The organism is Kribbella sp. NPDC055071 (genome assembly GCF_053608045.1).
Genome location: NZ_JBSGUS010000041.1, coordinates 17,062 through 32,287, shown reverse-complemented (window position 1 = coordinate 32,287; position 15,226 = coordinate 17,062). Strand labels below are relative to the sequence as shown.

The following is a 15,226-nucleotide window of genomic DNA, read 5'->3' as shown; positions in this document are numbered from 1 at the left end:
GTGTGGGTCAAGGGTCGAAGATCGCGCAGCGACGCCGAAGGCGCCCTTGACGCACACCACCGCGACTGGCACGATCACGCAGCCCGGAGACCGCGCCACCACAGTCCGTCCGCGCACATCAGGTAAGCGGCGGATCCACGATCCGCGCCCCCGCCGAAGGCGGCAACAAGACAACCGCCGCGCAGCGGCGACCCATCAACCCACACATCCCACCCATCCGACACAAGAGCCGTTTGTCCTCTCATTGGTGCATCGCAGGCGACGCTCAGCCGGCTCGTTGACGAGCCGGAGCGCAATCTGACCAGCAGCGACTACAGCCAGCCGCCCTTACCCACCGGGCGAGCCAGGCGCCCAGCCCTTCTTCTGTGAGGGTTCTGAATAATCCTGGCTCTCTGGGGGTTAGGCGGGGCAGAAGGTTTGGGTTATCAGGGTGGTGAGGAGGGCGGGGAACTGGGGGATGGGGTCGGTGGGGGAGTTGCCGGTGGTGATGGAGGCGGTGAGGGTTTTGGAGCCGTCGGGGGTGCTGTACATGAGGGCGCCGTAGCCGATCACGCTGCCGTTGTGGTTCATCAGGAGGCCGGCGCAGTTGGGGCCGGTGTCCTTGACGTACAGGCCTAGACCGTAGCGGCCGTAGAGGCCTTCGCTGTTCGGGTCGGTCTTGCGCATCTCGGTGAGTAGCCTGGCCGGTAGGAGCTTGCCGCCGTTCAGTGCGGAGATGAACGTCTGCAGATCCTTGGTCGACGAGATCATCTCGCCGGCGCTCGACAGCCAGGACGGGTTCTGCCGGGTGACGTCGAGGACCTTCCACTGGCCGGACGCATCCTGGTAGCGGTAGTAACCGTGGGCGTGCGGTCCGGGGATGTCCGACCGGGTGCCGGGCGCGAACGTGTCCCGGAGGCCGAGCGGTCGCAGGATCCGCCGCTGCAACTGGTCGGCGAACGAACGCCCGGAGACCTTCTCGATCAGTAGCCGGGCCAGCACATAGTTGGTGTTCGCGTAGCTCCAGCCGCCTCCCGGCTCGAACCGCGGCGGCTTGGACAGCGAGAACTTGACCAGCTCCTCCGGGGTGTAGGTGTGGAACCGCGCATCCACCCACTCCTGGCCCTGTGCCGGAATCCCCGGCACGACCGTCCCGTCGGGGTAGTACTCGCCCGTGTAGTTGAACAGCCCGCTCGTGTGCTGCAGCATCATCCGGACGGTGATCCGCCGGTCCAGCCCGAGCTTCGGCAAGTACCGAGCCACCGGCGCGTCCAGCCCGACCTTGCCATCGGCAACCAGTTGCAGCACCAGCGTCGAGGTGAACGTCTTGGTACTGCTGCCGATCCGGAAGCGCCCGTTCGTCGGTGGCTTGGCCGTCTCGCCGAGCTTGCTCACTCCGGCGCTACTGACCCAGTCGCCGCGCGAGTCGTGCACCCGAACCTGCATCCCGGCGAACCCCGCGTCCACGAACGCCTGCATGGCCGCCTGGACTTCAGGCCGACCCTGCCGACCGCCGCTGTCGGCAGTAGCAACACCTGGTACGGCGGCACCGACAAGCACCGCGGCAGCCAGCGCCACCACGCCTACCCGCCGAAGACCCCATCTGTATCCCTTACGCTCTGATCGGTTCATGCCGTCCACAGTCGCGGCCCGCCCTGACACCGCCCGGACGCTGCGCTGACACGGCCCTTGAGACACCCCGCCGGGATGGTCGGTGCGGTCGAGTAATGTCGCGCTGGTCGTCGGGCGAGTCGTGGGAGGCACTATGTACGTCGGTTTGCCGGACGGGAGCCAGCCCGAAGCGGTGTTGCGGGCTGGGACCCTGTGGTACGACCACCCGGCCGAGCGGTGGTTCGAGGCGCTGCCGATCGGGAACGGCCGACTCGGCGGGATGGTGTACGGCGGTGTCGGCACCGAGCGGATCGAGTTGACCGAGGCGACCGCCTGGTCCGGGGCACCGGCGTCGGACGACGTCAGTCCGACCGCCCGGGAGACGATCCCGCGGGTCCGTGAGCTGCTCTTCGCCGGCCGGCACGCGCAGGCGCAGAAGCTGGCCGCAGAGCAGTTGCTCGGCCGGATGTCGTCGTTCGGGACGAACGTGCCGCTGCCGCAGGTCCGGCTCGACTTCGCGGAGGGGCCGCCGACGACCGGCTATCGCCGTTCGCTCGATCTCGATCAGGGTCTCGCGGCGGTCGAGTTCGAACAGGGTGGCACGCAGTTCGCCCGCGAGGTCTTCGCCTCGAATCCGCACGGTGTCATCGCGGTCCGGCTGACCGCCGATCGCGGTGAGGCCCTGAGTTTCGCGGTCCGGCTCGACCGCGTTGCCTTACCGGGCCAGGTGACCGCGACGGCCGACGGGCTCGCGTTCAGCGGCCACGCGTTCGAGACGCTGCACAGCAACGGGCAGCAAGGTGTTGCGCTCGAGATCCACGTCCGCGTGCAGACGGTCGGCGGGAGCGGTTCGCCGGCTGGTGATCGCTACGAGGTCCGCGACGCGGACTCGGCCGTCATCCTGATCGCGGTCGGCACCAGCTGGGACGGGCTCGAACGAGCCGAGAGCCTGCTCCGGAGGGCGCCCGCGTACGACGTACTCCGCGCGGAGCATGTCCGTGATCACAGCGCGCTCATGCAGCGGGTCTCGATCGACCTCGGTGAGTCGTCGTCCGGTCCGACCGACGTACGACGGGACCGGTTCGCGCACGGTCAGCGGGATGACGGCCTGCTCGCGCTGTACTTCCAGTACGGCCGCTACCTGACCGTCGCCGGATCCCGCGCCGACTCACCGCTGCCCCTGCATCTGCAAGGACTCTGGAACGACGGCCTCGCGAGCAGCTCGGGCTGGACGAACGACTTCCACCTGGACATCAACACCGAGCAGAACTACTGGGCCGCGGAATCGACGAATCTCGCCGAATGCCACACCCCGCTCTTCGCTTTCGTACGTCGCCTCGCCGAGGCGGGACGCGAGACCGCCGAGCAGATGTACGGCGCGCAAGGGTGGGTCGCACACACCGTCACCAACGCGTGGACCTACACCGCGCCAGGGAGTGGAGCCGGGTGGGGGCTGCACGTGATGGCCGGTGCGTGGATCGCGTCCCATCTGTGGGAGCACTACGAGTACTCGCTCGACGAGACGTTCCTGCGGGAGCAGGCCTACCCGGTGATCCGCGGTGCGGCGGCGTTCCTGCTCGACTATCTGGTCGAGGAGCCGGACAACGGCTGGCTGGTCGCCGGTCCGGCCGACTCACCGGAGAACTGGTACGTCGCACCGGACGGCTTCACGTGTTCCGTTGCCATGGGCAACACGGTTGACCGGGTCTTCGCGGAGGCAACCCTGCGGGCGTGTGGGGAGGCTGCCGCCGTACTCGACGTCGATCCCGAGCTCCGCGAACGGATCTCGTCCGCGCGATCGAGGCTCTCGCCGTTCCAGATCGGGGAGTTCGGGCAGCTCCAGGAGTGGCTGCACGACTACGAGGAGGCGGAGCCGTCGCATCGGCACACCTCGCATCTCTGCGCGCTGTATCCAGAGCGGCAGATCACCCCGCGCGGTACGCCAGAGCTCGCGCGGGCGAGTGAGATCACCATCGAGCGCCGTCAGGATGCCGATGGCTGGGAGCAGACGGAGTGGGTGGAGGCCAACTTCGCCCTGTTCTACGCACGGTTGCTGAATGGCGATCAGGCGCTTCATCACCTGACCAGCCTCATCGCCGAGGCGAGCGACGCCAACCTGATGTCGTACTCCGTCGGAGGCATCGCCGGCGCCCCCCAAAACATCTACTCCTTCGATGGAAACACCGGAGGCACGGCCGCCATCGCCGAAATGCTCCTCCAGTCCGACGGCACCGAAATAGAACTCCTCCCAGCCCTCCCGACCACCTGGCACAACGGCTCAATCCAAGGCCTCAGAGCCCGAGGCGGCCTGACCGTCGACCTGACCTGGCGCTCCGGCCGCCTGACCCAGGCGATCCTCCGCCCGAACCGGACGGCGAGCTACACCATCCGGTACGGCGACGAGACCGCGAACGTCGACCTCGTCGCCGGCGAACCAACAGCCGTTCGTCCCGGCAAGATCCAGTCGTAGAGCTGTCTCTCGCCTGTTTTCAGCCGGCTGTTGGGGTGAGGGCGGCGGCGTGTTTGCCGGTGGTCAGTGATTGGCCTTTGTCGATCATTTGTTCGGCCAGGCGGTCGACGGCGTGGGAGAAGGCTTCGGAGTTGTCGATGTCCCAGTCGGACAGGTGGTCCAGCATCCAGATGCGGAAGGCGCCGACGAAGCGCTGGAACATTTCCAGCCCGGCCTGGGTGAAGCGGTACTCGCCGAGGGTCTCGGAAAGGTAGCCGTCGGCAACCAACTGGTTGGCCAGGGGTTCGAAGACGCCGGGTGGCAGGCGGTGGTCGCCGGCGATGTCGGCCAGGCTGGCCGAGCCGTGCTCGGCGCCGCCGCGGTACACGCTCATGATCATCCAGGCCTGGGCGACGTTGAGGGGGATGCCGGACTGGGCCAGCACCTCCGGCGCCGGGTTGCGCTTGTGGTGACGGATCACGAGCGCGGCGAGCTTCTGGATCTCGTGCTCGGAGTCGAACGAGGCGGGCTGACCGAAGTTGTCGCCGAGATCGCTGGCGGCCATCCGCGCGGTGTCGCGCAGCGGCACCTCCTTCAGCAGCAGCGCGGTCACGAAACCAACCGCCGCGACCGGAACCGCCCACAGGAACACGACATGCAAGGAGTTCGCGTACGCCTCGGTCACCGCGGACCGCATCGACGCCGGCAGGTTCCGCACTCCCTCGACCGTGGTCACCACGCGCGGATCGGCGCCGGTGGCGCGGACGGCCTCGGCCAACTGGCCGGGCAGCTGATGCGAGTAGATCGACCCGAAGACCGCCACGCCGAACGAGCTGCCCATCGTGCGCAGGAAGCTCACCCCGGAGGTCGCGACGCCGAGGTCGGAGTAGTCGACCGTGCTCTGGACGACCACGGTCGGCACCGGCATGCACAGCCCGACGCCCAGTCCGAGGACGATCATGAAGCCCGCGATCTCGAGGTACGACGTCTGGTTGTCCAGCAGCGAGAGCAGGAAGAGCCCGCCGCCGATCAGCACGGTGCCGATGATCGGGAACAGCCGGTAGCGCCCGGTCTTGCTGATGATCTGGCCGACCACGATCGACGCGATCAGCAGGCCACCGACCAGCGGCAGCATCTGCAGCCCCGATTCGGTCGCGGAGGCGCCGCGGACGAACTGCAGGTACGTCGGCAGATACGTCACGCCACCGAGCATCGCGAAGCCGATGATGAAGCTCAGCAGGGCGCACACCGTGAACACACCGGACTTGAACAGCCGCAGCGGCAGCAATGGCTCGGCGGCGCGCGATTCCGCCAGCACGAACAGGCCGAGCGCGATCAGCGAGCCGATGATCATCGAGATGATCACCGTCGACGTCCAGGCGTACTCGTTGCCACCCCACGTCGTCACCAGCGTCAGCCCGGTCGCGGCCAGACCGATGAACAAAATGCCGAGATAGTCGATCTTCGGCCCGACCGGAGCCTTCACCGACGGCAGCGCGATCGACGCGACGATCAGCACGATGATGCCGAGCGGCAGGTTGACGTAGAACGCCCACCGCCAGCTCAGGTGGTCGACGAACAGCCCGCCGAGCAGCGGACCGACGACGGTCGAGACGCCGAAGACCGATCCCATCACGCCCTGGTACTTGCCGCGCTCGGCCAGCGGTACGACGTCCGCGATCACCGCCATCGCGGTCACCATCAGACCGCCGGCGCCGAGGCCCTGGATCGCCCGGGACCCGACCAGCCACAGCATCGAGTCGGCCGCCCCGCACAGCGCCGAGCCACCGAGGAACAGCACGACGCTGATCAGGAACATCGGCTTGCGCCCGTACAGGTCGCCGAACTTCCCGATCAGCGCGGTCATGATCGTCTCGGCGAGCAGGTAGGACGTCACCACCCACGACAGGTGGTTGGCGCCGCCGAGGTCGCTGACGATGGTCGGCAGCGCGGTCGCAACGATCGTCTGATCGAGGGCCGCGAGCAACATTCCGAGCATGATCGCGACGATGACCGCGTTGCGCGCGCCACGCCCGACCGGCTGAGCCTCCGTGTCCATGAGCCGAATGTAACCGGAGTTGCACGGTGCGCCACCACAACTCCACGGCAAAACGGTGAAGAAAAGGAAGGAAAGAGAGGGGGTGGGGCGGTCCGTAGTATGGGTGGGTGCCGTCGACATTGCCCGAGGGGGAGGTTGCGCCCCCGGACGGGGCGTTGCCGGAAGCCGCCGTTCGCGAGGCCGGGTCCCGGCCGCTGGGTTTCTACCTGCACGTGCCGTTCTGCGCGTCGCGGTGCGGATATTGCGACTTCAACACCTACACCGCCAAGGAGCTCGGCGGCGGTGGATCGCAGGCGTCGTACGCCGAAACCGCGGTCGGCGAGGTCCGGCAGGCCAGGCGGGTGCTGACGGAGCTGGACCGTCCGGTCGAGACGGTGTTCTTCGGTGGCGGAACGCCGACACTCCTGCCGGCGAAGGATCTCGGCAGGATGCTGGCCGCCGTACGCGACGAGTTCGGACTGGCTCCGGGGGCCGAGGTGACGACCGAAGCGAATCCCGAGTCCGTGGATCAGCAGTACCTCGAGGAGTTGCGCGCAGCCGGCTTCACCCGCGTCAGCTTCGGGATGCAGAGCGCCTCCTCGCACATCCTCAAGATCCTCGACCGCCAGCACACCCCGGGCCGCGCGCTCGAGGCCGTGAAGGAAGCGACCGCGGCCGGCTTCGAGCACGTCAACCTGGACCTCATCTACGGCACGCCCGGCGAGACACTCGACGACTGGCGGATCTCGCTGGAGTCCGCGTTGTCGGCACAGCCCGACCACGTCAGCGCTTATGCGTTGATCGTCGAGGACGGCACCCAGCTGGCCCGCCGCGTCCGCCGGGGCGAGCTGCCGATGCCTGATGACGACGACCTGGCCGACAAGTACGTGCTCGCCGACGAGCTGCTGTCCGCGCAGGGACTCAGCTGGTACGAGGTGTCCAACTGGGCCCGCACCGAGCAAGCGCGCTGCCGCCACAACGAGCTCTACTGGCGCGGCGACACCTGGTGGGGGATCGGCCCGGGCGCGCACAGCCATGTCGGTGGCGTCCGCTGGTGGAACGTGAAGCATCCCAGCGCGTACGCCGAACGCCTCGACGCCGGCGTGAGTCCGGCGTACGCGCGGGAGACCCTCGATGCCGAGACCCGCCGGGTCGAACGCGTCCTGCTCGAGATCCGGCTCTCCGCCGGCCTGCCACTCGACGTACTGGACGACGAAGGCCGGGCCGCGGCCACCCGGATGCCCGACCTGGTCGGGCCCGAAGGCGACCGGCTGGTCCTCACCCGCAAAGGCCGCCTGCTCGCCGACGCCGTGGTCCGCGATCTGCTCCCGTAACTGATCAAGAACGATCACTCTCAGCGAACTGCCAGGGTCTACAGCGCTCGGTGATCGCGGCGGATCTGTCCGTGACCAGGGCGGATGCTATGTACTGACCTGAACTGGCAAGTATCTCAGTGTGACCGTGAAGAGCTTGACACGACCGGTTGAAACGGCTGAGACTCAGCTCACTTTCGCGATCCGAGAGCGCTCTCAACTCCGTCCAGTTCCAGGGAGCTTTCACCATGCGGCACAGCGCCCGCACACGCCCCATCACACTCCTGCTTGCCTGCGGAGCGATCCTGCTCGCCACCGCGTGCGGCGGGTCCGGTTCGTCCGGTACGTCGAATGCCGTCGGCGGTGACGACGGGCCGAAGGTCGAGCTGACCGTTGCCACCTTCAACGAATTCGGCTACGACGACCTGTACCGCGAGTACGAAAGCCTGCATCCGAACATCAAGATCGTCGAGCGCAAGGCGCCGACCGTCGACGCGCACATCAAGAACCTGGACACGAACCTGGCGTCCGGCTCCGGGATGGCCGACATCGAGGCGATGGAGATCAGCTGGATCTACAAGTATCTGGCCAAGTCGGACAAGTTCGTCGACCTGCGGCAGTACGGCGCCGACGACCTGAAGAACCGCTGGCTGGACTGGAAGGTGGCCGGCGCGACCACGCCGGACGGCAAGATCCTCGGGTACGGCACCGACATCGGGCCCGAAGCGATCTGCTACCGCCGCGACCTGTTCGCCAAGGCCGGGCTGCCCACCGATCGGGCTCAGGTGGCCAAGCTGTTCGCGGACTGGCCGTCGTACTTCGCGACCGGGCGGAAGTTCAAGGAGAAGGTGCCGAACTCGGCCTGGTACGACTCCGCGGTGCTCACCTGGGAAGCGATGCGCAACCAGCTGATCGAGGCCTACTACTCCAACGAGGACCGCTTCCTCGGCGAGGACAACCCGCTGCTGAAGAACACCTGGGACCAGGTCGTCAAGGGGTCCGAGGACGGGCTGTCCGCCGGGCTCGAGGCCTGGAGCGACCAGTGGAACGCGGCCTTCCGGACCGACAAGTTCGCGACGATGGCCTGCCCGGGCTGGCTGCTCGGCGTGATCCAGGACAACGCCGGTACGTACGGCAAGGGGAAATGGGACGTCGCCGACGTGTTCCCCGGCGGTGGCGGCAACTGGGGCGGGTCGTACCTGACCGTGCCGAAGCAGTCCCAGAATCCTGAGGAGGCCGCCAAGCTGGCCGCCTGGCTGACCGCGCCGGAGCAGCAGGTGAAGGTGTTCAAGAAGATCGGATCGTTCCCGTCGACGCTGGACGCGTACAACGATCCGAACGTGAAGTCGCAAGTCAATGCGTACTTCAACAACGCGCCCGTCGGGCAGATCTTCATCGACCGGGCCCGCAGCGTGATCCTCAAACAGCACAAGGGTCCGCGCGAAGGTGAGGTCAACCAGGTCTTCAGCGCCAAGCTGGCCCTCGTCGACGCCGGCAAACTCACCGGCAAGGCGGGCTGGGAACAGTCGCTCGACCTCGCCGAGAAAGCCGCGAACACGCGAAAGGGAAGTTAGAACACGCCTTGCCGCAGTTAGAAATTTACGCAGATTCGCCCGGTCGCGTACTACGGTGTGAAGGTTAGCGCCACCAACTCCGGGAGGACCGATGAACGACTCTGGTTCTCCGACGTTGGAGCAGGTCGCAGCGCTCGCGGGAGTGTCGCGGGCGACCGTCTCGCGGGTTGTGAACGGATCACCCAAGGTCCTGCCGGACACGGTCGCCGCTGTCGAGCGGGCGATCGCCTCACTCGGCTACGTGCCGAACCGGGCGGCGCGTGCGCTGGTGACGCGGCGGACCGACTCGATCGCGATTGTGGTGCCTGAGCCGGACAGCCGGGTGTTCTCCGATCCCTTCTTCGCGGGCATGCTCAGTGGAGTCAGCCGGACTTTGGCTCCGACCTCGTCGCAGCTCGTACTGCTGATCGAGCCGGCCGAGGGTGATGACCAGCGCCTGCTGCGGTATCTGCGCGGCGGGCACGTCGACGGCGCGATCATCATCAGTCACCACGGCCGGGACAACGTCCTGCAGGAGCTCGCGTTGTTGCCGTTGCCGATCGTGTTCAGTGCCCGGCCGCTGGGTGTCGACGTGCCGGTCGCGAGCGTGGACGTGGACAACGTCGCCGGGGCCAAGACGGGTGTCGAGCATCTGCTGTCGATCGGACGGCGGAAGATCGCGACGATCGCCGGGCCGCTCGACATGACCGCTGGGCTCGATCGGCTGACCGGGTACCAGGATGCGGTGAAGGCGGCGGGTCTGCCCGAGATCGTTGCGTACGGCGACTTTACGGCGGACGGCGGTGAGCAGGCCGCGTTGCGGTTGTTCGACGAACACCCTGATCTTGACGGGGTGTTTGTCGCGTCCGATCTGATGGCGACCGCGGCACTGCGGGTGCTGTCGCAGCGGGGCCGGCGGGTGCCCGACGACGTCGCTGTGGTCGGGTTCGACGACTCGGTACTCGCGACCACGACCACGCCCAAGCTGACCACGGTCCGCCAGCCGGTCGAGCAGCTGGGCGCGCGACTTGCCGAGATCCTCCTTGCCAAGATCGCCGGCGCCGACCTCCACAGCCCCGAGATCTACGACACCGAACTGATCATCCGCGAGTCCGCGTAGACAGTTCGTGCATACGTCCACAACCTTTTGTTCACTCTGTGCTGCGATGACTGTCGGTGTTGGTGACGGCCGTGGTATTTGTGGGCGAAAGGGGGATGCATGACCGACCATGAGATCCGGATCGCGCTGGTGCTGAACGGCGGGGTCAGTCTGGCTGTGTGGATGGGCGGCGTGACGCACGAGCTGGATCTGATTCGGCGTGCGTCGGGCGACGGGAAGGCACCCAAGTCGCAGCCGTACGACGAGGAGCTGGCGAAACGGTGGCGTGACTTGTGCCGCCAGGGGGACGAGGACCGGCGGGTCGTGGTCGACGTGATCGCGGGCACCAGTGCCGGCGGGCTGAACGGGTCGCTGCTGGCGACCGCGATCTCGAACGGATCGACCCTGGACCCGGACGGCGAGCACGGCCCATGGCTGCGGCAGAAGTGGGTCGCGCTCGGCTCGCTCGAGGTCGGCAAGCTGGTTCCGGCGGTTGGGGAGAAGTCCACGTCGGTGCTCGACGGCAAGTATTTCCTGCAGGAGTTGGACAACCTGCTCAAGGGCGTCGCCGATGCGGGCGAGACTGCGGCCGAGGAGCCGGTCACGCTGTTCGTCACCGCGTCCGGGTTGGGCGTGCAGCAGTTCGAGGCGAAGGACGCGGCCGGCCAGGCGTTCGTCGTACCCGATCATCGGTATCTGTACGGCTTCACCAGTGAGGACGCCGAGAAGTACGACGGCACGACCCGCGAGTATTCGGTCGCGGACACGAACGGGCTGAAGGACACGAAGCTGCTGGCGCGGGCCGCCCGGGCGTCGGCGTCGTTCCCGGCGGCGTTCGGGCCGGTGATGGAGACGCCGAAGCTGGCCTCGTCGCCACCACGGATGCAGCCCCCGGCCGGGAGCAGCGCGTGGCTGGTCGATGGCGGCGTTCTCGACAACGCGCCGTTCGGGCCGGTTCTCGATGTGGTCGCGCGGCGGCCGGTGGCCGGACGGGCGAGCCGCTACGTCTTGTACGTCGTGCCGTCGGCCGGGATCGGGAGTGCGTCCACAGCGTTGCCCGAGGCAAAGGAGCCGAGCTGGCGGGTGGCCGCGCTGTCGGCGGTGCAGTTCCCGCGTGAGGTGGACTTCCGGTCCGATGTCGAGCAGCTCGAACGCCTGCTCCTGGAGGCGGACGCGTCCTGGTCCGACACCCAGCGGCTCTTCGATCGTTGCATGGAGCAACCAGAAGAGCGGGCCCGGTTGCGGGCCGCCGCCGCGGCGCTGCAGCCGGTGTACTCGCGGGGCCGTGCCGCCGGTGGGGTCTGGGAGGCGGTGACGGTCGCGAACCACGATCAGTCGACCGTGCTGGACGCCGCTTCCGCGCTCTCGGAGCCGGACGTCGACGAGATCCTGGCGGGCGATCACCCGTGGGTGCCGGCGCCCGACGGCTCGACCGCCGCGTTGCAGGACGATGCCGACGGCAACCCGGTGTGGCTGTGGGGGACCGGTGCGGCCGAGCGCGTCGTACGGCTGATCCTGCGCTCGTTGCGCAACCAGATCACCGATGCGTCGCCGGCCGAGCGGCCCGAGCTCGAGCGGCGGCTGAAGGCGACCAGCGACTGCCTCCTGCACACGCAGGCGGTGCGTGATGCGCTGACCGAGGAGCTGACCAAGGCTGACCTCGATCTGCGGCCCGCCGGTGGTGCCGAGGCGGTGGCGGTCGGGCTGGCCGACCTCTTCGACCAGTTACAGATCCAGCGGGCGCTCGGCGACGTGTTCGGCGACCTGATCGCGTCGATCGGTCGCGAGCTCGTCGGCACCGCGCTCGAGGTCGAGATCGTGTCGAGATGTACGTCGGCTCGCACACCCCAGCAGCGCAGTGCGCCGTTCCAGTTCCTCCGGCTCGGGCCGGACATTCCGCTGACGTTGCTGGACGACCAGCCCGAAGGGTCGATCGCGAACAACCTGAAGGACCGGATCCTGTACGGATCGCAGGTCGGGCACTTCGGCGCGTTCGGTGCGGCGGACTGGCGGCGGTGGGACTGGTTGATGGGCCGCCTGCACTGCGTCGCGCACCTCGGGGCGATGCTCGGCGCCGACGCGGACTGGATCCGCGAGACCCAGCGGCAGGTGCTCGAGGCCGAGGACTGGAAGCTCAAGACCGTTGCCGAGCGCATCCAACGGCTGGCCGAGGACTTCCCGGCCGACGCGGGCCTGCATGCGCTCGTGACGATGCGCGACGAGCTGAACGAGTCGGTCGAAGGCCGGGCGACGACCAAGGGCCTGGCCGACCGGATGGTCGAGGTGTCCGGTGGTCTCGGGCCGCAGGTCGGTACGTGGGTCAAGGCGACCGCGGGGCGTCAGACGCAGCCCACGTCCTGGCTGCTGCGGTGTGCGCGCTGGTTCACCGAGCCGGCTCGCGTCCTGCTCTGGGAGCGCGTCGTCCGGGGTGTGAAGCTGACGCCGGCGAGGCGACCGTTGGTGTTCGAGCCATGGTTGCCGGTGGCAACGTTCGTGGCCGGTGTGGTGCTGCTGGTCGCGGCCGGGATCGTGGAGGTTGCCGCCGTCCGCATCCTGCTCGCGGTGCTGGCCGGAGCGGTCCTCGCGGCCACCGCGATCCTCGGCGTCGTCGCCTGGTACGTCCGGAGCACGCGGCACCGGATCCGGTCCTGGATCGACCAGCGGATGCCGGCGCTCAGTCCATCGTCACGAAATCAATGAGTTCCTCGACCCGGCCGAGCAGTGCCGGGTCGAGATCGGCGAAGCTATTCACCTTCGACAAGATGTGTTTCCAGGCCGCCGCCACGTCGGCCTGATCGGTGGCCGGCCAGCCGAAGGTCTGCAGCACACCCTTCTTCCAGTCCTGTCCGTGCGGGATCCTCGGCCACTCCTTGATCCCCACCGACGACGGCTTGATCGCTTCCCAGATGTCGATGAACGGGTGACCGACCACCAGCACGTGCCGGTCGGTGACCTGTGCGGCGATCTTCGACTCCTTGGATCCCTCGACCAGGTGATCGACCAGTACGCCGAGGCGCCGGCCGGGACCTGGTTGGAACCGGTTCACGATCCCGGGCAGGTCGTCGACACCCTCGAGATACTCGACCACGACGCCCTCGATCCGCAGGTCGTCACCCCAGACCCGCTCGACGAGCTCGGCGTCGTGCCGGCCCTCGACGTAGATCCGGCTGGCCCGGGCGACCTTCGCCCGGACGTTGTTGACCGCGACAGAGCCCGAGGCGGTCCGCGTCTTCTTCGCCGGACCGGCCTTCTTCGGTGGCTTCAGGCTGACCGGCTTGCCGTCCAGCCAGAAGCCGGGGCCGAGCGGATAGGTCCTGATCCTGCCGTGCCGGTCCTCGAGATCGACGACCCCGTGCTCCCAGCGCACGATCGCCCCGACGAACCCCGACGTCGGCTCCTCGACGACCATCCCCTTCTCGATCTCCACCTCGACGGTCCGCCCGTTCTTGGGCTTCCGCCAATCCCCACTCAGGACATCGTTCCCATACCTGTCAGCCACTCGACAACCCTAAAGCTCGCCAGCTCCGACTTTGTGCACCACATCCGTATCCCGCGGCTCGCGGCGTACGGATCTCATGCACAAAGTCGGCCTCGCGACCGGCGGCCGGTGGGGACCGGCGGCCGGTGGGGGTTAGAAGGTGGGGGCTGCGTGGGTTGCGGATGCTTGGCGGGATGGCGCGGCGACGGTGAGCGCGAGATAGGTGACGAAGCCGACGACCAGGCCGACGGCCCAGGAGTAGTCGTAGAGCGGCTTCAGGAACGGGATCAGGCCGTCCTCGGGGAACGGGCCGGCGCCGGGGTTCGAGTACGCGCCACCGACGGCGAGCAGCGAGCCCAAGAGCGTGGCGACGACGGCTCGCCAGTTCCAGCCGGCGGCGTACCAGTAGCGGCCGTTCGGTTGGTACAGGTCGCCGAGGAACAGGTTGGTCCGGTCGATCAGCCAGTAGCCCGCGATCAGCACACCGGCCACGGACGCGAGCAGGCCGCCGTAGAACGACAACCACACGAAGATGTAGATCGACGGATCCGAGATCAGCCGCCACGGCTGGATCACGATCCCGACCACGCCGGTGAGCAGCCCCGCCGTACGGAAGTTCAGCCAGCGGGGGAGTGCGTTCGCGAAGTCGTACGACGGGCTCACGACGTTCGCGGCCACGTTGCACGACATGGTGGCGAGGATCGCCATGATCAGCCCGACCGTCACGACCACCGGGTTCTCGAACCGGCGGGTCAGCTCGACCGGGTCCCAGATCGCCGAACCGTAGACGATGACCGTGCCGGAGGTGGTGATGATCGAGACCAGCGCGATGAACGACATCGTCGTCGGCAGCCCGATGATCTGCCCCCAGATCTGCTGCCGCTGACCCTTCCCGAACCGGGTGAAGTCGGGCATGTTCAGCGACAGCGTCGCCCAGAACGCGATCATGCCCATCAGCGACGGCGCGAAGATCTTCCAGAAGTCGGCGTCCCAGCCCAGCTTCGACGGCTGCGACAGGATCGGACCGAACCCGCCGGCCTTGACCAGGATCGCGACCATCAGCGCCAGGAACGCGACCGTGACCAGCGGCGCCGCCCAGTTCTCGAACCGGCGCAGACCTTCGATTCCACGCCAGATCAGCACCATCTGCAGCAACCAGAAGAACGCGAAGCTGAGCCACATCGTCCACGGATGCCCGCCGATCGCGGACGCCTCGGTCCAGCCCTTGCCGAACAACTCACCGACGATCACGTAGATCGCCTGCCCACCGATCCACGTCTGGATACCGAACCAGCCGCACGCGATGAAGGCGCGCAGCAACGCCGGGAAGTTCGCGCCGCGGACGCCGTAGAACGCCCGCGCGAACACCGGGAACGGGATGCCGTACTTCGTGCCCGCGTGGCTGTTCAGCAGCAACGGGACCAGGACGATCAGGTTCCCCAGCGTGATCGTGAGGAACGCCTGCAGCCAGTTCATCCCGAGCGCGACCAGCCCGGCGGCGAGCAGGTAGCTGGGGATGTTGTGGGCCATCCCCATCCACAAGGCCGCGTAGTTGTACGTCGTCCAGGTCCGCTCCGGCAACCGGGTCGGCGCCAGCTCGGCGTTCCCGTACCGGCTGTTCACCACCGCGTCCGGATCGGCGAGCTCGACCCGCCCGTCGGGGTGAACGGTCTGTTCCATCGTGGTCATCGGTCCCACCCCATCCG

9 protein-coding genes are annotated in these 15,226 nt (G+C 67.8%); 5 read left to right on the top strand and 4 right to left on the bottom strand.

All coding sequences use genetic code 11. From position 1 onward, the window contains the following. Positions 1 to 399: 399 nt before the first annotated feature. Positions 400 to 1,611, bottom strand: coding sequence for a serine hydrolase domain-containing protein (locus ACWF4Z_RS36875; protein ID WP_452247868.1), 1,212 nt, complete (start codon positions 1,609 to 1,611; stop codon positions 400 to 402). Positions 1,612 to 1,744: 133 nt separating this feature from the next. On the opposite strand from ACWF4Z_RS36875, the gene ACWF4Z_RS36870 reads away from it, so the two are divergent. Then, the gene (locus ACWF4Z_RS36870) at positions 1,745 to 4,060 is read left to right on the top strand and encodes a glycoside hydrolase family 95 protein (RefSeq protein ID WP_452247867.1); all 2,316 of its coding nucleotides are present in this window, start codon (positions 1,745 to 1,747) and stop codon (positions 4,058 to 4,060) included. Between the two features lie 19 nt (positions 4,061 to 4,079). Here ACWF4Z_RS36870 and ACWF4Z_RS36865 read toward each other — a convergent pair whose 3' ends face one another. After that, entirely contained in the window at positions 4,080 to 6,098 is a 2,019-nt protein-coding gene (locus ACWF4Z_RS36865) for an MDR family MFS transporter (RefSeq protein ID WP_452247866.1), read from the bottom strand. Positions 6,099 to 6,205: 107 nt separating this feature from the next. Between ACWF4Z_RS36865 and hemW the strand changes: the two genes are divergently transcribed. The 4 genes from hemW to ACWF4Z_RS36845 all read left to right on the top strand — a co-directional run bounded on the left by hemW (position 6,206) and on the right by ACWF4Z_RS36845 (position 12,742). Continuing rightward, positions 6,206 to 7,411, top strand: coding sequence for a radical SAM family heme chaperone HemW (hemW, locus tag ACWF4Z_RS36860; RefSeq protein WP_452247865.1), 1,206 nt, complete (start codon positions 6,206 to 6,208; stop codon positions 7,409 to 7,411). Between the two features lie 227 nt (positions 7,412 to 7,638). Continuing rightward, complete coding sequence (locus ACWF4Z_RS36855; protein WP_452247864.1) at positions 7,639 to 8,964, top strand: ABC transporter substrate-binding protein; 1,326 nt, start codon at positions 7,639 to 7,641, stop codon at positions 8,962 to 8,964. Positions 8,965 to 9,055: 91 nt separating this feature from the next. Then, positions 9,056 to 10,063, top strand: coding sequence for a LacI family DNA-binding transcriptional regulator (locus ACWF4Z_RS36850; RefSeq protein WP_452247863.1), 1,008 nt, complete (start codon positions 9,056 to 9,058; stop codon positions 10,061 to 10,063). Positions 10,064 to 10,162: 99 nt separating this feature from the next. After that, positions 10,163 to 12,742: a DUF3376 domain-containing protein gene (locus ACWF4Z_RS36845; RefSeq protein WP_452247862.1), complete on the top strand. Its 2,580-nt coding sequence runs from the start codon at positions 10,163 to 10,165 to the stop codon at positions 12,740 to 12,742. Here the strand turns inward: ACWF4Z_RS36845 and ACWF4Z_RS36840 are convergent. Both ACWF4Z_RS36840 and ACWF4Z_RS36835 read right to left on the bottom strand, forming a co-directional pair. Next, positions 12,717 to 13,541 (bottom strand): DUF3097 domain-containing protein, encoded by an 825-nt coding sequence (locus ACWF4Z_RS36840; protein WP_452247861.1) that lies wholly within the window; start codon positions 13,539 to 13,541, stop codon positions 12,717 to 12,719. The genes ACWF4Z_RS36845 and ACWF4Z_RS36840 overlap by 26 nt on opposite strands. Before the next feature lie 132 nt (positions 13,542 to 13,673). Next, positions 13,674 to 15,209 (bottom strand): NCS1 family nucleobase:cation symporter-1, encoded by a 1,536-nt coding sequence (locus ACWF4Z_RS36835; protein WP_452247860.1) that lies wholly within the window; start codon positions 15,207 to 15,209, stop codon positions 13,674 to 13,676. Positions 15,210 to 15,226: the final 17 nt, after the last annotated feature.

Coding starts and splice junctions, on each gene's coding strand:
- ACWF4Z_RS36875 (WP_452247868.1), bottom strand. CDS start 1,611: ATGAACCGATCAGAGCGTAAGGGATACAGATGGGGTCTTCGGCGGGTA.
- ACWF4Z_RS36870 (WP_452247867.1), top strand. CDS start 1,745: ATGTACGTCGGTTTGCCGGACGGGAGCCAGCCCGAAGCGGTGTTGCGG.
- ACWF4Z_RS36865 (WP_452247866.1), bottom strand. CDS start 6,098: ATGGACACGGAGGCTCAGCCGGTCGGGCGTGGCGCGCGCAACGCGGTC.
- ACWF4Z_RS36855 (WP_452247864.1), top strand. CDS start 7,639: ATGCGGCACAGCGCCCGCACACGCCCCATCACACTCCTGCTTGCCTGC.
- ACWF4Z_RS36850 (WP_452247863.1), top strand. CDS start 9,056: ATGAACGACTCTGGTTCTCCGACGTTGGAGCAGGTCGCAGCGCTCGCG.
- ACWF4Z_RS36845 (WP_452247862.1), top strand. CDS start 10,163: ATGACCGACCATGAGATCCGGATCGCGCTGGTGCTGAACGGCGGGGTC.
- ACWF4Z_RS36835 (WP_452247860.1), bottom strand. CDS start 15,209: ATGACCACGATGGAACAGACCGTTCACCCCGACGGGCGGGTCGAGCTC.